The sequence below is a fragment of the Kangiella sp. genome (assembly GCF_048265365.1).
GTDB lineage: Bacteria > Pseudomonadota > Gammaproteobacteria > Enterobacterales > Kangiellaceae > Kangiella.
The window spans coordinates 664,438-682,994 of sequence record NZ_JBLXBT010000002.1 but is presented as its reverse complement, the minus strand read 5'-3'; the positions used below and the strand labels follow the sequence as shown (position 1 = coordinate 682,994).

Genomic DNA, 18,557 nt, shown 5'->3' with positions numbered 1-18,557 from the left:
AGATCATCCTACATCAGAGGGAAGTAAAATATAAGTAGCGAAAAGGGAATGTGAAAAAGCGCGGAATTAATCCGCGCGGCTCATAAATTTCTTTTCTTCGACGTTGATTTTAACTTTCTCGCCATTAGCGATATATTCTGGAACTTGGATGGTTAAGCCGGTAGAGAAAACTGCCGGTTTGGTGCGAGCAGTGGCTGAAGCACCTTTGATTGAAGGGTCGGTTTGTTCGATGACCATTTCAACGGATTGTGGAAGCTCCAGGCCAATGACTTTCTCGTTGACCAGAACGACACGCAAATCTTCGATGTCTTCTGTGATGAAGAGTAGCTCGTCTTCAATGTCTTCTTTATTGAAGGTGTACTGGCTGTAGTCTTCGCTGTCCATAAAGATAACGCTATCACCTTCGCTGTAAGAGAAGGTTGCTGCGCGTTTGGTCAGATCGACGGTAGTGATCTGGTCGTCGCCTTTAAAACGTTCTTCAACTTTCAAGCCGGTCTGGACGTCGGTGAAACGCATTTTGTATAAGGTTGCGGCGCCGCGAGCGCTAGGACTGCTGACTTCAATATTCTTAACAACCAACAATTTACCATTATATTCAACGGCCATGTTGCGCTTGATATCACTTGCTTTTGCCATGATGAACTCTCGATGTATAGAGGTTAAAAATTGGGCATATTGTATGAGGATGCAGGGAAATTGGGAATAGGGCTTACGGAAATAAATCAGCCGTCGATATGTAAAGGGTGTGATAGGGGCGGACCTGTGTCCGCCCGATTGTTATCCTTAAAGGATAGGGGCTTTACAGTGATTTCTTGAAGAACTCGGTCAAATCTTTCTTCAGCTTGATCAAATCAAACTCACGTATATACATCATGTGGCCTGATTCGTAGTAGTACATGTGCACATTGTCTTTGAGCTGTTGAGGCAAGCCCATGTGCGAAAAGGTGTACTCGGTGGCGAAGAAAGGCGTCGCAAAGTCATAATAACCATTGCCCACATAAACCTGCATGTCTGGGTTGCGCAACATGGCTGCGGTTAGCTTGTCGCTGATGTCGCGATTCTGACGATAAAAATCTTCATAGTTCCAGCTTTTCACACCGCCGCCTAAAATGTAATACGGCAAGTCAGACTTATAATTTAGCTCAGTAGAAAGATAGGTCATCAGGTTTTCGGTGTAAGTGCCGTGAATCGCCATGTAGCTCGGGTCGCGATAACCAGCTTTGTTTAAGGCATCCAGCTCAGGTGTGGTGAAACGGCTGTCCAGACGACCGATGGTCTCGCCTTCTGCACGTTTAATGTTATGCACAAAGTCATTCAGAGAAATGCGTAAGTCTTTCTCCATCACCAGATCAACTGACAGACCGGTGAAATCAGCAACACGTTCTGCAATAGCGCGTTTCTTGCGCGGCTCCAGATTATCGCCTTGCAGTAAAGCCAGCGCATATTCGTTTAAGGCAAATTCTTTGGCACGTTCGATGGAGTCTTGTAAATTGGCATCCAATGGCGCTTTCAGCTTTTTGTGATACCAGGCGGCTGCGGTGTAGCTTGGCAACATGGTAACCGGCGGTAACAAATCCATCTGATCATTAAAATCATCCAGCTGGAAATTGAGAACACTGGAAACCAGCATGATTCCATTGAAATAGACGCCGTGGTTTTGTCCCATGTGATAGGCGATACCCGCAGAACGTGTAGTACCGTAACTTTCACCAATCAAAAACTTCGGCGAGCTCCAGCGCTCGTTGCGCGTCATATAGAGGCGAATAAATTCAGAGACCGTAGAAATATCTTCCCAGACACCATGAAAATCTTCGTTTGTGCCTTTGTCGTGCGCACGACTGTAGCCAGTGCCAACGGGATCGATAAAGACGATATCAGTCAAATCCAATAGCGAGTATTCATTGTCGACCATTTCAAAGGGTGGCTTCAATGGGAACCCCTCTTTATCCATGACTACGCGTTTCGGGCCAAGGGTACCCATGTGTAACCAGACTGATGCTGAGCCGGGACCACCGTTGTAGGCAAAGGTAATCGGGCGATCTTTGGTTTTTGCACCTTTCTGGGTATAGGCAGTGAAGAAAATAGAACCGATGACTTCATTGTTTTCGTTATAGACAAAGGAGTTACCCGTTTCAGCCTTATAGTTGATGGTCTTGCCTCCAACTTTAGTTGAATGCTCGGTAATAACGGTTTTCTCTTCAGGATACGGATTCGGTGCTTCTGACTTTTCTTCAGCGGCAATCGCGCTAAAAGATAAGGTCATACTCAATAACAGGACTACTAATTTCATGGAAAATCTCCCAATTACAAAACAAGTAATAATACACAAACAAAATATAACTCCACAGCCTAGCAATATTGGGCGATTGAGCAAGAGAGGATTTGTAAGAAATATTATCGGTTGGGCTGGTATGCCTTAAAAATCCTCGTGCGAATAGTGGCCTGTAAAAATGCCAATCGAATACTTCTTATATTAAAATCTTATGTTAAGCTGAGTCCTGTTGGTGATAACTCGACTACGCTTAGGGATATTTCTTTATGAAAGAGTGACTTAAGGTTCATGTATGGATTCGGTAGAGGCAGAATTTCTGGCGCTATAGTTATTACCTATCACTTCATATATGAATTAAAACAAGCCTTTATGGATTCGCTTGATCCAGATCAAGTATTCAATATCGGTCCTTCCTTATGATCACTCTGCTAAAACACCCTGAGTTTATGTAAGTCCTTGGTTTATAAGGAAGGTTATGATGAGTGAGCTAAAAAAAGATAATTATAACTATAAGGTCATAAGGCAGTTTGCCATTATGTCTGTAGTTTGGGGAATTGTCGGCATGGCGGTTGGGGTTTTAATCGCTGCCCAGTTGATGTTCCCGGCATTGAATTTCGATACCTCTTGGCTGTCTTTTGGCCGTCTCCGTCCTCTGCACACTAACGCTGTAGTTTTTGCCTTTGGTGGGTGTGTGTTAATGGCAACTTCACTGCACTGTGTTCAACGTACCAGTTATGCGCGTCTAATCAGCGATAAGCTGGCGGCGTTTGTATTCTGGGGCTGGCAGTTAGTGATTGTGTTGGCGGCGATAACCTTGCCAATGGGTCTAACCACTACTAAAGAATATGCTGAGCTAGAATGGCCAATCGATATCCTGATCGCTATCGTATGGGTTGCTTATGCGGTGCTGTTTTTCGGCACAATTATGAAGCGCAAGGTGTCACACATTTATGTAGCCAACTGGTTCTTTGGTGCATTTATCATCACCATTGCGGTGCTGCATATTGTGAACAGCGCAGCACTTCCGATTGACTGGACTTCATGGAAATCTTACTCGGTTTACTCGGGTGCGATTGATGCAATGGTCCAATGGTGGTATGGCCATAACGCGGTGGGCTTCTATCTGACAGCGGGCTTCTTGGGTATCATGTATTACTATGTACCGAAGCAAGCTGGGCGTCCGATTTACTCTTATCGTTTGTCGATTGTTCACTTCTGGGCATTGATTGCGATTTATATGTGGGCAGGCCCTCACCACTTGCATTACAGCTCATTGCCTGACTGGGCTCAGTCTTTAGGTATGGTCTTCTCTTTGATTCTGCTTGCTCCATCATGGGGTGGCATGATTAACGGTATTATGACCTTATCCGGTGCATGGCATAAGTTGCGCACTGACCCAATCATCAAGTTCCTGATCGTTTCTCTATCCTTCTACGGTATGTCGACCTTCGAAGGCCCAATGATGTCCATCAAGACAGTGAATGCTTTATCGCATAACACTGACTGGACAGTGGGTCACGTTCACGCTGGCGCATTGGGCTGGGTGGCGATGGTTTCGATTGGTGCCTTATATGCCATGATTCCTTCCATCTTTGGTAAAGAGAAGATGCACAGCATCAGCTTGATCAATATGCACTTCTGGTTGTCGACTATTGGTGTGGTGCTCTACATCGCTGCGATGTGGATTGCAGGTGTGACTCAAGGCTTGATGTGGCGCGCAACGAACTCTGACGGTACTTTGACTTATACCTTCGTGCAGAGTCTGGAAGCCACCTATCCTTACTATGGTATTCGTTTGCTTGGCGGCATCATCTTCCTGGCCGGTATGTTCGTAATGGCATACAACGTGATGAAGACGATTTCCGGCGCAAAAAATGCGGATACTCGTATCCCACAACCGGCGCACTAGGAGGGCACACTGATGAATCATGATAAAGTCGAAAAGAACATTGGTTTAATGGGTATTTTGATTGTAGTGGCTATCAGTTTTGGTGGCCTTGCTGAAATCGTGCCCTTGTTTTTCCTTAAAGATACCACGCAACCCATTTCAACTTTGCGTCCATATACCGCGCTTGAGCTGGAAGGCCGTGATATTTATATCCGCGAAGGTTGCCACGTGTGTCACACCCAGATGGTACGTCCATTTCGTGCAGAAACTGAGCGTTATGGTCACTACTCGGTAGCGGGCGAGGATGTTTACGAGCATCCATTCCTATGGGGCTCGAAGCGTACCGGTCCTGATCTGGCGCGAGTCGGCGGACGTTATTCAGACGAGTGGCACTATGTTCACTTGATGAATCCACGCGACCCGGTTCCTGAGTCAAACATGCCTTCTTTCCCCTGGTTAGATGAGAATATTCTTGATGGTGAGAAAACTGCCGCCAAGATGAAAACCATGCGTAAGTTAGGCGTTCCTTATACAGACGAAGAAATTGCTAACGCAAAAGATCAGGTTGCAGGCGAAAAAGAAATGACTGCCTTGATTGCGTATTTACAGTCACTTGGCCATGAGCATGGCACAGTACAAGATTCAGGAGGTGAGTAATGGATATTAATATTTTCCGCGGTGTTATGACCCTGATTATTATGCTGTTGTTTATCGGCCTCTGTATCTGGGTGTACTCGAAAAAACGCAAGCCAATGTATGAAGATGCAGCACGTATGGCGTTGGATGATGATGACAAGGAGTCTAGTGCCAAAAATGGTAAAAAGGCGGTGACTCATGAGTAATGCATTAAGTTTTTATATTATTCTGATCGTTGCCATCAATATTCTTGGTTGCGTGGCACTACTATTTTTTACTCGTAAGAAGAAGCAAAGTGGTGAAAAGGGAAAGACTACTGGGCATGTATACGATGGTATCGAAGAGTACGACAACCCCATGCCGCGTTGGTGGTTATGGTTGTTCTATATCACCATTGTGTTTGCAGTGATCTATCTGATTTTGTATCCCGGCTTAGGTAAGTTCAAGGGTGTATTAGGTTGGTCGCAAATTGGTCAATACGAAGAGGAAGTGGCGGAAGCAGACGCTAAGTATATGCCTCTCTTTGAAAAGTATGCAGCTATGTCCGTAAAAGACTTACAGGATCAGCCTGAAGCTTTGCAAATGGGCCAATCGATCTTTGCTAACACCTGTTTTGGTTGTCATGGTGCTGATGGTCGGGGTGGAATCGGTTTCCCTAATCTAACTGATGATGACTGGTTATATGGCGGCACTCCTGAGGACATCATGTATTCAATTATGGAAGGACGTAAAGGTGCGATGCCTGCCTGGGGTGGTGCTTTAGGTGAAGAAGGTGTCTCGCAGGTGGTTCACTATATTTTGAGTGAAAACGAAGTTGAGCGTACTTTTAAGCCAGGTTTGGTGGATGAAGGTAAGACTAAATATGAAGCCATGTGTGCTGTCTGCCACGGCAAAGATCTGAGTGGTAACACGGCGATGGGTGCTCCGAACCTGAAAGATACAACCTGGTTGCATGGTGGCTCCATCAGCATGATTAAAGATGTGATTGAGAATGGTATTCAGGCCAATATGCCAGCTCATGATAAAATTTTAGGCGAAGAAAAAGCGCACCTGGTTACTGCCTATGTGTATAGCTTATCTCATGCGGACGATGAGCAAAACAAACAGTAAAAAAGGTAATATTGATCCAAACATAATGCAGGTTTGAGCAATGAGCGAACAACAAGATACTTACGTCGTCGGTGACGAGCAAGACCTCTACGAAAAGCGTAAAAAAGTCTTTTCGAAGAAAGTGTCGGGGCGATTTAACAACCTCCGGGTCTTGTCTGTATGGTTGTTGCTTGGCCTGTATTATGGTCTTCCCTGGTTAAGTTGGAACGGTCAACAGGCCGTTCTTTTTGATCTCCCAGCTCGAAAATTCCATCTTTTCGGACTGACTTTTTTTCCTCAAGATTTTATTTTCCTGACGTTACTATTAATTATCGCTGCCATGGCATTGTTCTTTTTTACTACTGTTGCGGGGCGATTATGGTGTGGTTATGCCTGTCCTCAGACGGTCTGGACTGAAGTCTTTATCTGGATGGAGCGTTTAGCGGAAGGCGATAGAAACAAGCAACTTAAACTTGATAAGCAGCCGTGGAACTTTGAAAAAATTCGCAAGCGGGTGGCCAAACACTCTTTGTGGTTGATCTTCGCTTTATTTACCGGCTATACCTTTGTCGGTTACTTCACGCCGATTACTGAGCTGACCGATAAAATATTAACGTTGAGTACCGGACCGTGGGAAACTTTCTGGGTCCTGTTTTACAGTTTTGCGACCTGGGGCAACGCCGGCATGTTGCGTGAACAGGTCTGTATTTACATGTGCCCTTATGCGCGCTTCCAAAGTTCCATGTTCGACAAAGATACACTGATTATTGCCTATGATGAAAAACGTGGTGAAGATCGTGGCCCGCGTAAAAAAGATATGCCGAAGGAAGAGTATGAGGCAAAAGGACTGGGTGACTGTATTGACTGCATGCAATGTGTGCATGTTTGCCCTACTGGTATCGATATCCGTGATGGCTTGCAGTACGAATGTATCGCCTGCGCAGCTTGTATTGATGCTTGTGATGAAGTGATGGATAAAATGGGCTATGAACCGGGACTGATTCGTTACACTACGGAAAATCGCGATAATGGTAAAGAAGTAAAACTCATACGCGGTAAAACTATTGGTTATGGCTCAGTGCTCCTGTTAATGAGCTTAATTTTTGTTTTGGCAGTATGGTTGCGTACACCGTTAGAACTCGACATCATTAAAGATCGTAACCGCTTATACTTAACCACAGCGGAAGGATTTATCGAAAATATTTATAACTTGAGGATAGTCAATAAAGACCAGGTTGATCATACTTATACCATTGATATAACTGGTCATTCTGAGTTGCTGTATCAGGGGCCTAAGACAGTAACAGTTGTAGCTGGCGGTGTTATGACTGTGCCTGTTCGTGTCTCAATAGACCCTATCAATTTAACCGGCAGGACTGAGAAGCTGACGGTTCGTATGCAAAGCGTGCATGATGAGTCCATGGCAATTAATCAATCTACCAATTTTATTGGCCCTGTTAAAAGACGCTAATCGCGCGGAAGCCACATGAATCAAATGCAAGATACAGATACTAAACCCTGGTACAAACAGTTTTGGCCCTGGTTTGTTATTGCGATTCCAGCCAGCTCGGTGGTGACTGGAATTTTATTGGTAACGATTGCTGTGAACAATCCAGCAAGTATGGTTAAGGATGATTATTACAAAGAAGGCTTAGCAATCAATCAGATTCTAGAGAAGCGTCAGCTGGCGAAAGATATGGGCATTAAGGCGGATGTTGAATTAACGGATAATCGTTTAGAGATCGTATTGCAGTCGAAGCAGCCGATTGAGGATAGTCTTTTTCTGGATTTTCGTCATGCTACATTGGACGTAAGAGATTTTTCTCTGGCATTAAAGCAAAATGCTAATGGCGTTTACTTTGCCGAATTAATGGCGGATGGTTCAGTAAAAGATACTCAGGGAAAGTGGCATGTCACTTTACGCCCACATGGAGATGAGTGGGAACTGGAGCAAGTTTGGACACTACCCACCAAGCGTGAATTAACCTTAGGCTATTGATATGGACGCAAAAGTCCGTGGCGAGTGTTTTCACTGTGGTCTGCCTATTCCGGCAAACTACCAGCAAAAGCTGGAAGTACTTGGTAAAGAACGTGAGTTCTGCTGCGTCGGTTGTTATTCCGTTGCTGAAACGATCGTTAATAATGGCCTGGTCGATTATTACCAGTTCCGAACTGAACAAGCGATTAGACCTGATCAGGAATTACCACCTGAATTAATGGCTTTTGATGAAACCGATATTCAGTCTGAGTACCTAGTTGAACAGAGTAGCCATACTTCTGAAAATAATAATACCTCTTCAATTATTTTATTATCCGAGTCTATTCGCTGTAGCGCTTGTGCTTGGCTGATTGAAAGAACATTAAGAAAAATCAATGGTGTTACTGGCGTACAGGTCAATGTGGCCGCGCAAACCATTAATCTGCAATGGCAGTCCGAAGCCATTGAGTTAAGCAATATTTTGAAGCGCTTACATCAGCTTGGTTATTCGGCGCTTCCCTATAAACCAGAACAGGCTCTGGCCATCAACATCAAGCAGCAAAAAAGTTGGCTACGTCGTTTAGGATTGGCTGGCCTAGGCATGATGCAGGTGATGATGTATGCGGTGGGTTTATATCTTGGCGCATGGGATGACGTTAATCAGCAGCATGGCCATTTCTTACGGTGGGTAAGCTTTTTTATTGCAACGCCTGTGTTGTTTTATGCAGGATTTCCTTTCTATTTCAGCGCTATCCAGTCACTCCGTCAGTTTCGATTAAATATGGATGTACCGATTACCTTAGCTTTATTTTTAGCTTATGGCGCCAGTATCTGGGCGGTCATTACACAAAGTGGTGAAGTCTATTTCGATTCGGTGACCATGTTTGTTTTCTTCTTGTTAATTGGCCGCTATCTGGAATTTAGGGCGCGCCAACAGGTGAGCGAAAAAGTTTATAAAGGCCAGAACAGCTTGCCGGTATATGCGGAAAAAGTAACCGGTAATGAATCGCAAGGTAAAATGGTTTCGTTGAAGAAGCTACAGATTGGCGATGAGATTCTGATCCGTCCGGGTGCAACCGTTCCTATTGATGGGGAACTTGTGAGTGCGCAAGCGGAAGTCAACGAAGCCATGCTGAACGGTGAGTTCTTACCACGTCATAAACATCAGGGGCAGATGGTGATGGCAGGAAGCGTTAACAATCACCAGGCAATTCGCATTAAAGTTTCAGGTAACACAAGCAACAGTTACTGGGCAAAGCTATTGAGCATGCAGGAAGCGGCCTTGTTGGAGAAACCTAAGGTGGGTTTGTTAGCCGACACGGTGGCGCGTTATTTTGTATTGTTTATTTTATTGTTGGCCGCGGTGGTCGCCTGGTATTGGCTACGCCATGAGCCGCAAGAAGCGCTGTGGATTACGCTTTCTGTGCTGGTAGTGAGTTGTCCATGTGCGCTTGGCTTAGCAACGCCGATTGCTATGACCTGTGGCGCCTTGGCGCATAATCAGCGCAATGTGTTAATTAAAGGCCAACACTTTTTACAAAACACCAGTCACATTACCGATGTGATTTTTGATAAGACTGGAACTCTTACCGAAGGGACTTTTACCGTCGATAAAGTGGAGCTGTTAGCTGACCATTCAAAGGCTCAGGTGTTGGCTATCATTGCTGCACTGGAGGCTCAGTCGGAACACCCTATTGCACAAGCGTTTTATGAGCATCAGGTTAAAGATGTTGTTGCCAATGACATCAATCATCATTCCTTCGCCGGAGTATCTGGAAAAATTAAAGAGCAACGCTATTGGTTTGGTAATCGTCAGTTTATTGAAAGTTGTGGTGGTAACACTGACAAGAAAATGGATTCTGGTTTGTGGCTCTATGATGGACAAAATCTTATAGCACATATTGTGTTAACCGATAAGATTCGTCAGCAGGCTAAGCTCATGGTCGAGCAATTAAAAGCTAAAGGGTACCGCCTGCATATTTTAAGCGGCGATCCAAGCGAGCAAACTGAGCAGGTGGCTCAGCAACTGGGTATTGAGATTTGGTGCCATGCCATGAACCCGGAGCAAAAGCTATCGTATGTTAAATCGTTACAGGCAAATGGTGCTCGCGTGTTGATGGTCGGTGATGGACTGAATGATGCGCCGGTAATGTCTGCTGCCGATTCTTCGATAGCCATGGCCAAAGCTTCCGATTTAACGCGCACCACAGCGGATGCCTATTTATTGTCAGAGCATTTATTGGATATACCTTTTGTCTTGAAGAAAAGTCGTCAGACTCAGTCAGTGATCAAACAGAACATTACTTGGGCGCTAGCCTATAATGCGGTAATGATTCCTTTTGCAGCAATGGGCTATATCCCGCCTTACCTGGCGGCAATTGGTATGTCACTAAGTTCGATTGTGGTAGTGGTCAATTCACTGAAACTTAAACGTGAAAATAAGCAGGGCATAAGCTAATTATGGATGCTATATATTTATTGATTCCACTGACATTAGTGTTATTGGCTATCGCTATCGGCATCTTCTTCTGGGCTGTGAACACCGATCAGTATTCGGATCTGGATAAAGAGGCGAGTCGCATTCTTTTTGAAGAAAAAGGTTTTGAAGAGAAAAAGTTTGAAGAGAAAGGTTCTAAAGAAAATCAGCCTGAAGAAAGTAACGAAAAGGAAACCGACTCTGAGCAATCTTCAAGAACAAGCCATAATCAATCAGGACAAAAGCAATGATAAGTGAACAAGTGATCACGGCGCTAGTATCAGCTTTTGCCATGGGCTTTTTAGGCTCGACCCATTGCATTGGTATGTGTGGTGGTCTAACGGTTGCGCTCAATACTGGCACCGATAAAGACAAGTCGCTGCGTTTATCTTTCACCTACCAAATCTTTCGCGTATTGAGTTATGGCATTCTCGGTGCGTTGGCAGGTGGTTTTGGTTACCTGTTTAGCAAGTGGACTAACTTTCCGGTATTAATCGTATTGGGCGGGCTCATGCTGATCATGATGGGCTTTTATCTCCTGAGCTGGCAGAATTTACTGATTTATTTTGAAAGCGTCGGTCGTAAGTTGTGGAAAAAAGTGTCTCCTGTGCAAAGTCGATTCCTGCCAATTAAAAAATTCCATCATGCTGCCGTAGTTGGCCTGTTATGGGGACTGCTACCATGCGGACTGGTCTACAGCGCGCTGGCTATGGCCAGCACGTCTGGTACCGCTCTGGGTGGTTTCGCCAGCATGGTCGCTTTCGGACTTGGAACCTTGCCGGCCATGTTTGCAGTAGGCGTGTTCAGTAATAAGCTGGTTAATTTTTTCCGCAACCCAAAAGTCAGAGCCGTGTTTGGCCTATTCTTTATTGTCTGGGGTAGCTTCTATATTTATCAAGCAGTTACTAAAATGTCGAACGGGCAGGGTGGCCATCAGCATCATCAGATGCAGCAAGAAGTGCAGACAGAAATGCACCATGACCATTGAGCATATAACAAAAGAATCTTAGAAAAAGGTTTACACCGCGAAACTATCGTTGTAAATTTGCCTGCAATGAACAACACATTTAGTCATTTGAACCAATGAATCATACTTTAGTTTTAACAGCACAATTACGACGTCGCAGCTTTCGTATTCGGAAGGCTGGGGTCTATAGCGCGTAAAAAAAGTATGTAACTAGATTTTGAAACCCAGCCAACGGCTGGGTTTTTTTATGCCTGCATAAAAACCTGCCGCTGGCTCTGAGCGAAAATAATTAAAGGTAATTACTATGCAGCACTTTCTAACAACAGAGAGTTGGTCAAAACCGGATCTGCAACAGATTCTGGACTTTGCAAAAGATCTGAAACAATCTCCCATTAAACCTTTGTTAAAAAACAAAAGCATAGCGCTGTTGTTTTTTAATCCTTCATTGCGTACCCGCACCAGTTTTGAAATTGGCATAGAGCAGCTCGGCGGTCATGCGGTGGTGTTACAACCCGGGAAAGACGCCTGGCCGATTGAGTTTGAACTGGGAACGGTCATGGATGGCGAAGCTGAAGAGCATGTTAAAGAGGTGGCACAAGTTCTGTCTTCTTATTGTGATCTGATTGCGATCAGGGCCTTTCCAAAGTTTATTGACTGGCAGCAAGACAAGCTGGATACCCTGCTTAAAAGCTTTGCTCAGTACGCCACCGTGCCTGTGATTAATATGGAAACCATCACCCATCCCTGTCAGGAATTAGCGCACATTATGACCCTGCAGGAAAAGCTCGGTGATTTGCAGGGAAAAAAATATGTGCTGACCTGGACCTATCATCCGAAGCCTCTCAATACAGCGGTGGCCAATTCAGCACTGATGATCGCCAGTAAATTTGGTATGGATGTCACCCTGCTGTGCCCGACGAAAGAGTACGTTTTAGATGAACGCTATATGCAGTCGGCACATAACAACTGCCAGCAAAATAACCAGAATCTAACTGTCACCCACAATATCGAAGAAGCCTATTCCGATGCAGAGATTGTCTATGCAAAAAGCTGGGGAGCTTTGCCTTACTTTGGTCAATGGGAAAAAGAAAAACGGATCCGCGATCAATACAAACACTTCATTGTTGATGAACAGAAAATGGCAATGACCAATCAAGGATTATTCAGTCACTGTTTGCCCTTAAGACGAAATGTTAAAGCAACCGATGCTGTCATGGATGCCGATTACTGCGTTGCGATTCAGGAAGCAGAAAACCGTCTACACGTACAAAAGTCTTTAATGAATTATTTAGTTAACCATCATTCCTCTTGAATGAATAGCCATAGGTAATAGTCATGAGTCAAAACAAAGTTGTTCTAGCATTTTCAGGCGGTTTGGATACCAGTTTTTGTGTGCCTTATTTAATCGATAAAGGTTATGAGGTGCACACCCTGTTTGTAAATACTGGCGGGGTTAATGATGATAAGTGTCAGCAGATTGAAAGTCGGGCATTGCAGTTAGGCGCCAAGCAGCATTGGCAAGTTGATGCGCAGCAGATGCTATGGGAAGAAATTATCACGCCACTGGTATGGGGCAATTCAAAATATCAGGGCCAGTATCCCTTGTTGTGTGCGGACCGTTATCTGATTGCCAAAGAATCGATCAAGCTGTGTCAGCAGTTGGGCACCAACATAGTCGCCCACGGTTGCACCGGCATGGGTAACGATCAGGTACGTTTTGATATTTCGATCAAGGCACTGGGTGATTACACCATTCTGTCTCCAATACGGGATATTCAACAGCAAGTCAAAGATGTGAGAAATTATGAAATTAAATATTTGCAAGACAAGGGGTTTGAAACCTCAACCGAACATAAAAAATACAGCATCAATGAAAATTTGTTGGGCGTGACTGTTTCCGGTTGTGAAATCGATCAGTGGCAGGAGCCGCAAGATGATACCTATGTGTTAACCAATCACTACCAGAATTTTCCACAGCAGTCTCAGAAATTAATCTTGGAGTTTATCAAAGGTGAAGTGGTTGCCGTCAATGGTCAAAAGATGGCGGGAGTAGAGATCATGCAATTGCTCAACAAGACGCTAGGCCAGTATGGCGTAGGGCGCGGCATCTATACCGGTGATACTGTGATTGGCTTAAAAGGTCGTATTGTGTTTGAAGCACCAGCACTGTTTGGTTTGCTGAAAGCACATCAAGCCATTGAAGAGGTGGTGCTGACGCAATGGCAAAATCAATTCAAACCGCAAGTCGCTGAAAAATGGACAGAGTTGGTGTACAAGGGTTTTTATTTTGATCCGCTGAGCAATGACTTACACCAGTTTCTTGCTTCAACTCAATCGCACGTTAATGGCTCGGTAGAGTTATTGGTTTATCCCGGACAACTTCAAGTGGTTGCTGTCAATGCTCCAACTATTTTGAGCACTAAGGATGCCTGCTATGCACAAAGTGCAAGTTGGGGAATACAGGAGGCAGTTGGCTTTATTCAATTGTATGGTAACAGCACTGCAATCTGGGCCAAAGTGAAGCAAGAGCAGCAAGAACGGGAAGGTGCTGCATGACCTCGATACTTTTAGAAAATACCATCAAGCATCTTAAAGCTTTAGTGGCTTTTGACACCAGCAATCCACCACGCAAAATTCATGAGTCTGGCATCATTGATTATTTGACTGAGCACTTAAGCGATGCCCAAGTTGAGATTCTAGATTATGGCAATGGATCAATTAATGTCTATGCGGTAAAAGGGCAGCCCAAATATTTATTCAATTTTCATATCGACACCGTTCCGGTTGCACAAGGCTGGAAAAGCGATCCCTTTACCTTAGTGGTTAAAGATGACCAAGCTTGTGGTCTAGGAAGTTGCGACATCAAAGGTGCAGCCGCCTGCTTTCTGGCTTGTGTTGAGCAAGGGTTGAATGATTATGCTGTTCTGTTTTCATCGGATGAAGAGTATGGCAATAGTCTCTGCGTTAAATCATTTTTACAGCAAAAGCATAACTACCAAGGCGTGATAGTGGCAGAGCCAACACAGTGCAAAGCTGTTACTGCGCATCGTGGTGTAGCTACAGCCGAAGTGTCTTTCACTGCGGAAAGCGGCCATAGCTCTGAACCTAGAGCACTTTCTGAAAATGCCATCCATCAGGCAACGGCGTGGATGACGCAGGCGATTGAATGGGCGACTCAACAGCTTGGCAATCACTATCAGAATCTAAAGGGTACTTGTCTTAATCTAGGCAAGATAGAAGGCGGTATCAAACCGAACATTATTGCGCCGAATGTGACTTTGCAAATGGGTATCAGACCATTACCGGGAGACGATCCAGAGCAAAAGCTACAAGAGATGGTTCGCGCAATCAAGGTGAATCATCCCGTCACGGTTACTGCAAAGTTCATTGCCCCGTCATTCCCTTTGAAGCTTTCAAATAAGCATTCAAACCAAGAACCATCTAGCAATGCACTTCTGGCAAACAAGCTTGGTTTAGAGCTCAGTGAGCCTGTGAACTTCTGGACAGAAGCCGCATTGTTTTCTGCCGCAGGCTATCCGGCCATTGTCTATGGGCCTGGCAATATTGATAAAGCTCACACTGCCAATGAATGGGTTGCGCTTAGGGATCTGGAAACAGTGGTTTCAAATTACTGGAGGATTCTTGGCAATGACTAATCATAAAGTCAAAGAGACCATTATTCGGTTGCTCAATAATATCGGCAGCGAAAGTGAGATCAGGAAATATTTAAAACGATTCTCCAGTAACGAAGGGATGAAGTTTGCCATTATCAAAGTGGGCGGAGGTATTCTTAAACAAGACATTGATAATCTGGTGTCTTCGCTGTCGTTCCTGCAACAGGTTGGCTTGACGCCTATTGTCGTGCATGGCGCTGGTCCTCAGCTGGATGAACAGTTGCAGCAGGCAAATATCAGCCCACAATTTATTGATGGAAAGCGAGTAACGAATCCAGAAGTGCTTAAAGTCGCGCGCAAGGTTTTTATTTCTGAAAATCACAATCTGGTCAGTGCATTGAAAAGCGCGGGTGTTGACGCTGTATCATTTTATTCTGGTATTTTTGAGTGTGAACTGGACGCTAAAGACCTTGGCCTGGTGGGTACCATTAAATCGGTACATGATGAAGATTTAATCGAGAGTGTAAGAAACGGTGCCATTCCTGTAGTCAGTCCTCTAGGCGAAACGGAACAGGGCCAGATCGTTAACGTCAATGCAGATATCGCTACATTAGCTTTGGCAAAAACCATAGAACCCTACAAGGTGGTCTTTTTAACCGGAACCGGCGGCATACTCGATGCGAATGATAAGCTGATCCCGGTTATTAGTTTACAAAATGATTATGAGCACATGATGCAGCAAGACTGGTTGCATTCTGGCATGAAATTAAAGTTGCAACAGATTCATGAGTTACTCAATAGCGTATCGAGTGCAACCTCGGTTTCGATTACCAAGCCCGGCTTAGTCGCCAAAGAATTGTTTACCGACCGAGGCTCTGGAACTTTAGTTAATAAGGGTGAAAAAATTCTTACATTCACTGACTGGCAACAGATCTCAAGAGACAAGTTGGCGCAATTAATCGAATCGTCATTTGGTCATAGTTTATCCGATGACTACTTTGAACAAACACGGCTGCATACCGCTTATGTCACCGAGTGTTATCGCGCGGCCACCATTGTTACGCACGATTACACAGTGCCCTATTTAGATAAGTTTGTGGTAGAGGATGGTGCCAAAGGCGAAGGGCTGGGAACTGCTGTGTGGAATACCATGTTGCATGATAATCCTCAATTGTTTTGGCGTGCGTCGACATATAACCCTATTAATAAATTTTATTATTCCGTGGCTGATGGCTTTATTCGTGGCAAGGAATGGAACGTATTCTGGCGAGGGATAGATGACTTGTCATTGATTCAGTCGTGCATACAGCAGGCAACTGGTAGAGCACGTACTGTTGTCAATTCAGGAGAGATACCAGGAGAGCAATCATGATCCAGCAATACAGCGTGGCTCTGATTGGAGCCAGAGGTTACGTGGGTGAAGAATTGATTAGACTTCTGAGCCAGCATCCAGTTTTTGATCTGCAGTTAGCAGTCTCGCGCAGTAAACAGGGGGTGCCTGTTGAGGGCTACAGCAAGCGGCCATTGGTCTACCAGGACTGTACGCCTGCTAAGGTGGCGGAAGGGAAGTATGATTTGATTTTTCTCGCGTTGCCGAATGGACTGGCGAAAGATTATGTGGAGCAAATTGATCGTTTATCCAGCGAGTCTGTGGTCGTCGATCTCAGTGCTGATTATCGTTTCGATGATAACTGGCATTACAGTGTACCTGAGTTGAATCAGACCAATGGTGTAAACCGGATCAGTAACCCTGGTTGTTACGCCACCGCTATGCAGCTTTCTTTGGCACCGCTTGCTTCTTTGCTGGATGGCTCTGCACATTGCTTTGGCGTGTCAGGATATAGCGGCGCAGGAACAACACCAAGCGACAAAAACAATGCTCAGCTGTTACAAGATAATTTGATTCCCTATCAATTGTCAGAGCACGTGCATGAAAAAGAAGTAAGTCGTCATCTGGCGATTGATGTGAAGTTCACTCCGCATGTTGCCAGCTTTTTTCGCGGCATTTCTATGACCACTCATATCAGTTTGCAGCAAGCTATGACTATTAAAGCTGTCATTGAACAGTATCAAGGGTGTTATCAACAGCATCCATTAATTGACGTTTGCGAGACAATTCCTTTGGTCAAGGATATTCAAGGCCAGGCTGGCGCCATCGTAGGTGGCTTTAAATTGGATCACAGTGGTAAGCATTTGGTGGTCTGTTGCGTCCTAGACAACTTATTAAAAGGCGCCGCGGTGCAAGCGCTACAAAATGCTAATCAGGCATTCAATATTAATTCTTTAGAGGCAATTCATTATGATTAAGCCAAAACAATTGTGGGCAACCAGTGGTAAGGAAAATAAAGCTACGGAAAATAAAGGTACACAAAAGAATGAACTGCAACAGAGGGTCGAACAATTCATGTCCGGTCAGGATGTGATTCTGGATCAGCATTTGTTTGAGTTTGATATACAGGCGAGCAAAGTACATGCCCAGGCTTTGCAACGTATTGATATCTTATCTCCAGTTGAGCTTGACCAAATCTCAGCAAGTCTGGGTGACTTACTTTCTCAGTTTGCAAAGGGTCAGTTTGTTCTGGATCAGACATTTGAAGATGGTCATTCTGCAATCGAATATTATTTAACAGAGCAGCTAGGTGACCTTGGCAAAAAAATTCATACCGGCAGGAGTCGTAACGATCAGGTTGCAGTTGCAACCCGGTTGTATTGCAAACAGTCATTGCTGGAATTAAAGCAAACTTGTGTCCAAATTTCTCAGGTGTGTTTAACTCAAGCCGAACAACATGCTGATAGCGTTATGCCCGGCTATACTCATATTCAAAGGGCAGTAGTGTCAAGCTGGGGCTTATGGTTTGCCAGCTTTGCTGAGTCATTCTGCGACAATGCATTACTTGCGCAGCAGACGCTGGACTGGATTGACTCTAATCCACTAGGCACCGCCGCAGGTTATGGCGTTAACCTGGCGCTTGATCGCGAATTTACCACTGCGGCACTGGGCTTTTCGCGGATGCAGATTAATCCTATGTATGTGCAAAACAGTCGTGGCAAGTTTGAGCTGCAAGTGTTGACTGCTTTTAAGCAGGCGATGCTGGATGTGCGGCGTCTGGCATGGGATCTGAGTTTGTTTACCAGCGAGGAGTTCAATCTGGTGCGGTTACCGGATCTATTCAGCACCGGATCATCGATTATGCCGAATAAACGTAATCCTGACACGGTGGAGCTGATGCGTGCTCAGTATGCTAAGTTGGTGGGTGCTTATAATGAGATTGAGTCATTACTGTCTTTACCCAGCGGGTATCAGCGTGATTTGCAAAATACTAAGGCACCATTAATCAATGGCGTTACGGATGCGCAGCTTTGTTTAGAATTAGTTCCCGAATTATTGTTGGGCCTTGATATTTGTCATGAGCAATGCGCAAAAGCGATTGAACCGGCGATGTTTGCGACTGAGAAAGCTATTGAGTTAGCTAAAGAAGGGGTGCCATTCAGGCAAGCTTATCAGCAATTAAAAGACAATTATCAAGAGTTAGCACAAAGGAGTCCACAACAGGCATTGCATAATCGAGTTTCACCCGGTGCCTGTGCTAATTTAAAGTTATCCGAACTGGCCAAACGATTAGAAAATGTGTAAAAA

General features: G+C 44.7%; 17 protein-coding genes. 15 read left to right on the top strand and 2 right to left on the bottom strand.

What is annotated here, in order from left to right:
• Positions 1–66 precede the first annotated feature (66 nt).
• Positions 67–636 (bottom strand): elongation factor P-like protein YeiP, encoded by a 570-nt coding sequence (gene yeiP / locus ACN0VI_RS12325; RefSeq protein ID WP_331891111.1) that lies wholly within the window; start codon positions 634–636, stop codon positions 67–69.
• Between the two features lie 163 nt (positions 637–799).
• Positions 800–2,290, bottom strand: a complete 1,491-nt coding sequence (locus ACN0VI_RS12320; protein ID WP_331891109.1) for a S10 family serine carboxypeptidase-like protein — start codon at positions 2,288–2,290, stop codon at positions 800–802.
• Positions 2,291–2,750: 460 nt separating this feature from the next.
• Between ACN0VI_RS12320 and ccoN the strand changes: the two genes are divergently transcribed.
• The 15 genes from ccoN (at position 2,751) to argH (ending at position 18,554) form a co-directional block, all read left to right on the top strand.
• Entirely contained in the window at positions 2,751–4,181 is a 1,431-nt protein-coding gene (gene ccoN / locus ACN0VI_RS12315; protein WP_417447013.1) for a cytochrome-c oxidase, cbb3-type subunit I, read from the top strand.
• A 12-nt stretch (positions 4,182–4,193) separates the two neighbouring features.
• Positions 4,194–4,817 carry a cytochrome-c oxidase, cbb3-type subunit II gene (gene ccoO / locus ACN0VI_RS12310; RefSeq protein ID WP_331892686.1) on the top strand — a complete coding sequence of 208 codons (624 nt, stop codon included), beginning with the start codon at positions 4,194–4,196 and terminating at the stop codon, positions 4,815–4,817.
• Positions 4,817–5,002 (top strand): cbb3-type cytochrome oxidase subunit 3, encoded by a 186-nt coding sequence (locus tag ACN0VI_RS12305; protein WP_417447012.1) that lies wholly within the window; start codon positions 4,817–4,819, stop codon positions 5,000–5,002. Before ccoO ends, ACN0VI_RS12305 begins: the two co-directional genes overlap by 1 nt.
• Entirely contained in the window at positions 4,995–5,906 is a 912-nt protein-coding gene (gene ccoP / locus ACN0VI_RS12300) for a cytochrome-c oxidase, cbb3-type subunit III (protein ID WP_417447011.1), read from the top strand. The genes ACN0VI_RS12305 and ccoP overlap by 8 nt, the downstream gene beginning before the upstream one ends.
• Before the next feature lie 40 nt (positions 5,907–5,946).
• Positions 5,947–7,356, top strand: coding sequence for a cytochrome c oxidase accessory protein CcoG (gene ccoG, locus ACN0VI_RS12295; protein ID WP_417447010.1), 1,410 nt, complete (start codon positions 5,947–5,949; stop codon positions 7,354–7,356).
• 15 nt (positions 7,357–7,371) lie between these two features.
• A complete protein-coding gene (locus tag ACN0VI_RS12290; protein ID WP_331892682.1) occupies positions 7,372–7,884 on the top strand; it encodes a FixH family protein in 513 nt (170 codons plus the stop codon).
• A 1-nt stretch (position 7,885) separates the two neighbouring features.
• A complete protein-coding gene (locus ACN0VI_RS12285; RefSeq protein ID WP_417447009.1) occupies positions 7,886–10,321 on the top strand; it encodes a heavy metal translocating P-type ATPase in 2,436 nt (811 codons plus the stop codon).
• A 2-nt stretch (positions 10,322–10,323) separates the two neighbouring features.
• Positions 10,324–10,590 carry a cbb3-type cytochrome oxidase assembly protein CcoS gene (gene ccoS / locus ACN0VI_RS12280; RefSeq protein ID WP_417447008.1) on the top strand — a complete coding sequence of 89 codons (267 nt, stop codon included), beginning with the start codon at positions 10,324–10,326 and terminating at the stop codon, positions 10,588–10,590.
• Complete coding sequence (locus ACN0VI_RS12275; protein WP_331892678.1) at positions 10,587–11,327, top strand: sulfite exporter TauE/SafE family protein; 741 nt, start codon at positions 10,587–10,589, stop codon at positions 11,325–11,327. Before ccoS ends, ACN0VI_RS12275 begins: the two co-directional genes overlap by 4 nt.
• Before the next feature lie 277 nt (positions 11,328–11,604).
• Positions 11,605–12,618, top strand: coding sequence for an N-acetylornithine carbamoyltransferase (locus tag ACN0VI_RS12270; protein WP_417447053.1), 1,014 nt, complete (start codon positions 11,605–11,607; stop codon positions 12,616–12,618).
• Positions 12,619–12,641: 23 nt separating this feature from the next.
• Positions 12,642–13,862, top strand: a complete 1,221-nt coding sequence (locus ACN0VI_RS12265; protein WP_417447007.1) for an argininosuccinate synthase — start codon at positions 12,642–12,644, stop codon at positions 13,860–13,862.
• Positions 13,859–14,962: an acetylornithine deacetylase gene (locus ACN0VI_RS12260; RefSeq protein ID WP_417447006.1), complete on the top strand. Its 1,104-nt coding sequence runs from the start codon at positions 13,859–13,861 to the stop codon at positions 14,960–14,962. Before ACN0VI_RS12265 ends, ACN0VI_RS12260 begins: the two co-directional genes overlap by 4 nt.
• Positions 14,955–16,292 (top strand): acetylglutamate kinase, encoded by a 1,338-nt coding sequence (locus ACN0VI_RS12255; RefSeq protein ID WP_417447005.1) that lies wholly within the window; start codon positions 14,955–14,957, stop codon positions 16,290–16,292. The genes ACN0VI_RS12260 and ACN0VI_RS12255 overlap by 8 nt, the downstream gene beginning before the upstream one ends.
• Complete coding sequence (gene argC / locus ACN0VI_RS12250; protein ID WP_417447004.1) at positions 16,289–17,227, top strand: N-acetyl-gamma-glutamyl-phosphate reductase; 939 nt, start codon at positions 16,289–16,291, stop codon at positions 17,225–17,227. Before ACN0VI_RS12255 ends, argC begins: the two co-directional genes overlap by 4 nt.
• On the top strand, positions 17,220–18,554 hold the full coding sequence (gene argH / locus ACN0VI_RS12245; RefSeq protein WP_417447003.1) for an argininosuccinate lyase: 1,335 nt from the start codon (positions 17,220–17,222) through the stop codon (positions 18,552–18,554). The genes argC and argH overlap by 8 nt, the downstream gene beginning before the upstream one ends.
• Positions 18,555–18,557 lie beyond the last annotated feature (3 nt).

Coding starts and splice junctions, on each gene's coding strand:
- yeiP (WP_331891111.1), bottom strand. CDS start 636: ATGGCAAAAGCAAGTGATATCAAGCGCAACATGGCCGTTGAATATAAT.
- ACN0VI_RS12320 (WP_331891109.1), bottom strand. CDS start 2,290: ATGAAATTAGTAGTCCTGTTATTGAGTATGACCTTATCTTTTAGCGCG.
- ccoN (WP_417447013.1), top strand. CDS start 2,751: ATGAGTGAGCTAAAAAAAGATAATTATAACTATAAGGTCATAAGGCAG.
- ccoO (WP_331892686.1), top strand. CDS start 4,194: ATGAATCATGATAAAGTCGAAAAGAACATTGGTTTAATGGGTATTTTG.
- ACN0VI_RS12305 (WP_417447012.1), top strand. CDS start 4,817: ATGGATATTAATATTTTCCGCGGTGTTATGACCCTGATTATTATGCTG.
- ccoP (WP_417447011.1), top strand. CDS start 4,995: ATGAGTAATGCATTAAGTTTTTATATTATTCTGATCGTTGCCATCAAT.
- ccoG (WP_417447010.1), top strand. CDS start 5,947: ATGAGCGAACAACAAGATACTTACGTCGTCGGTGACGAGCAAGACCTC.
- ACN0VI_RS12290 (WP_331892682.1), top strand. CDS start 7,372: ATGAATCAAATGCAAGATACAGATACTAAACCCTGGTACAAACAGTTT.
- ACN0VI_RS12285 (WP_417447009.1), top strand. CDS start 7,886: ATGGACGCAAAAGTCCGTGGCGAGTGTTTTCACTGTGGTCTGCCTATT.
- ccoS (WP_417447008.1), top strand. CDS start 10,324: ATGGATGCTATATATTTATTGATTCCACTGACATTAGTGTTATTGGCT.
- ACN0VI_RS12275 (WP_331892678.1), top strand. CDS start 10,587: ATGATAAGTGAACAAGTGATCACGGCGCTAGTATCAGCTTTTGCCATG.
- ACN0VI_RS12265 (WP_417447007.1), top strand. CDS start 12,642: ATGAGTCAAAACAAAGTTGTTCTAGCATTTTCAGGCGGTTTGGATACC.
- ACN0VI_RS12260 (WP_417447006.1), top strand. CDS start 13,859: ATGACCTCGATACTTTTAGAAAATACCATCAAGCATCTTAAAGCTTTA.
- ACN0VI_RS12255 (WP_417447005.1), top strand. CDS start 14,955: ATGACTAATCATAAAGTCAAAGAGACCATTATTCGGTTGCTCAATAAT.
- argC (WP_417447004.1), top strand. CDS start 16,289: ATGATCCAGCAATACAGCGTGGCTCTGATTGGAGCCAGAGGTTACGTG.
- argH (WP_417447003.1), top strand. CDS start 17,220: ATGATTAAGCCAAAACAATTGTGGGCAACCAGTGGTAAGGAAAATAAA.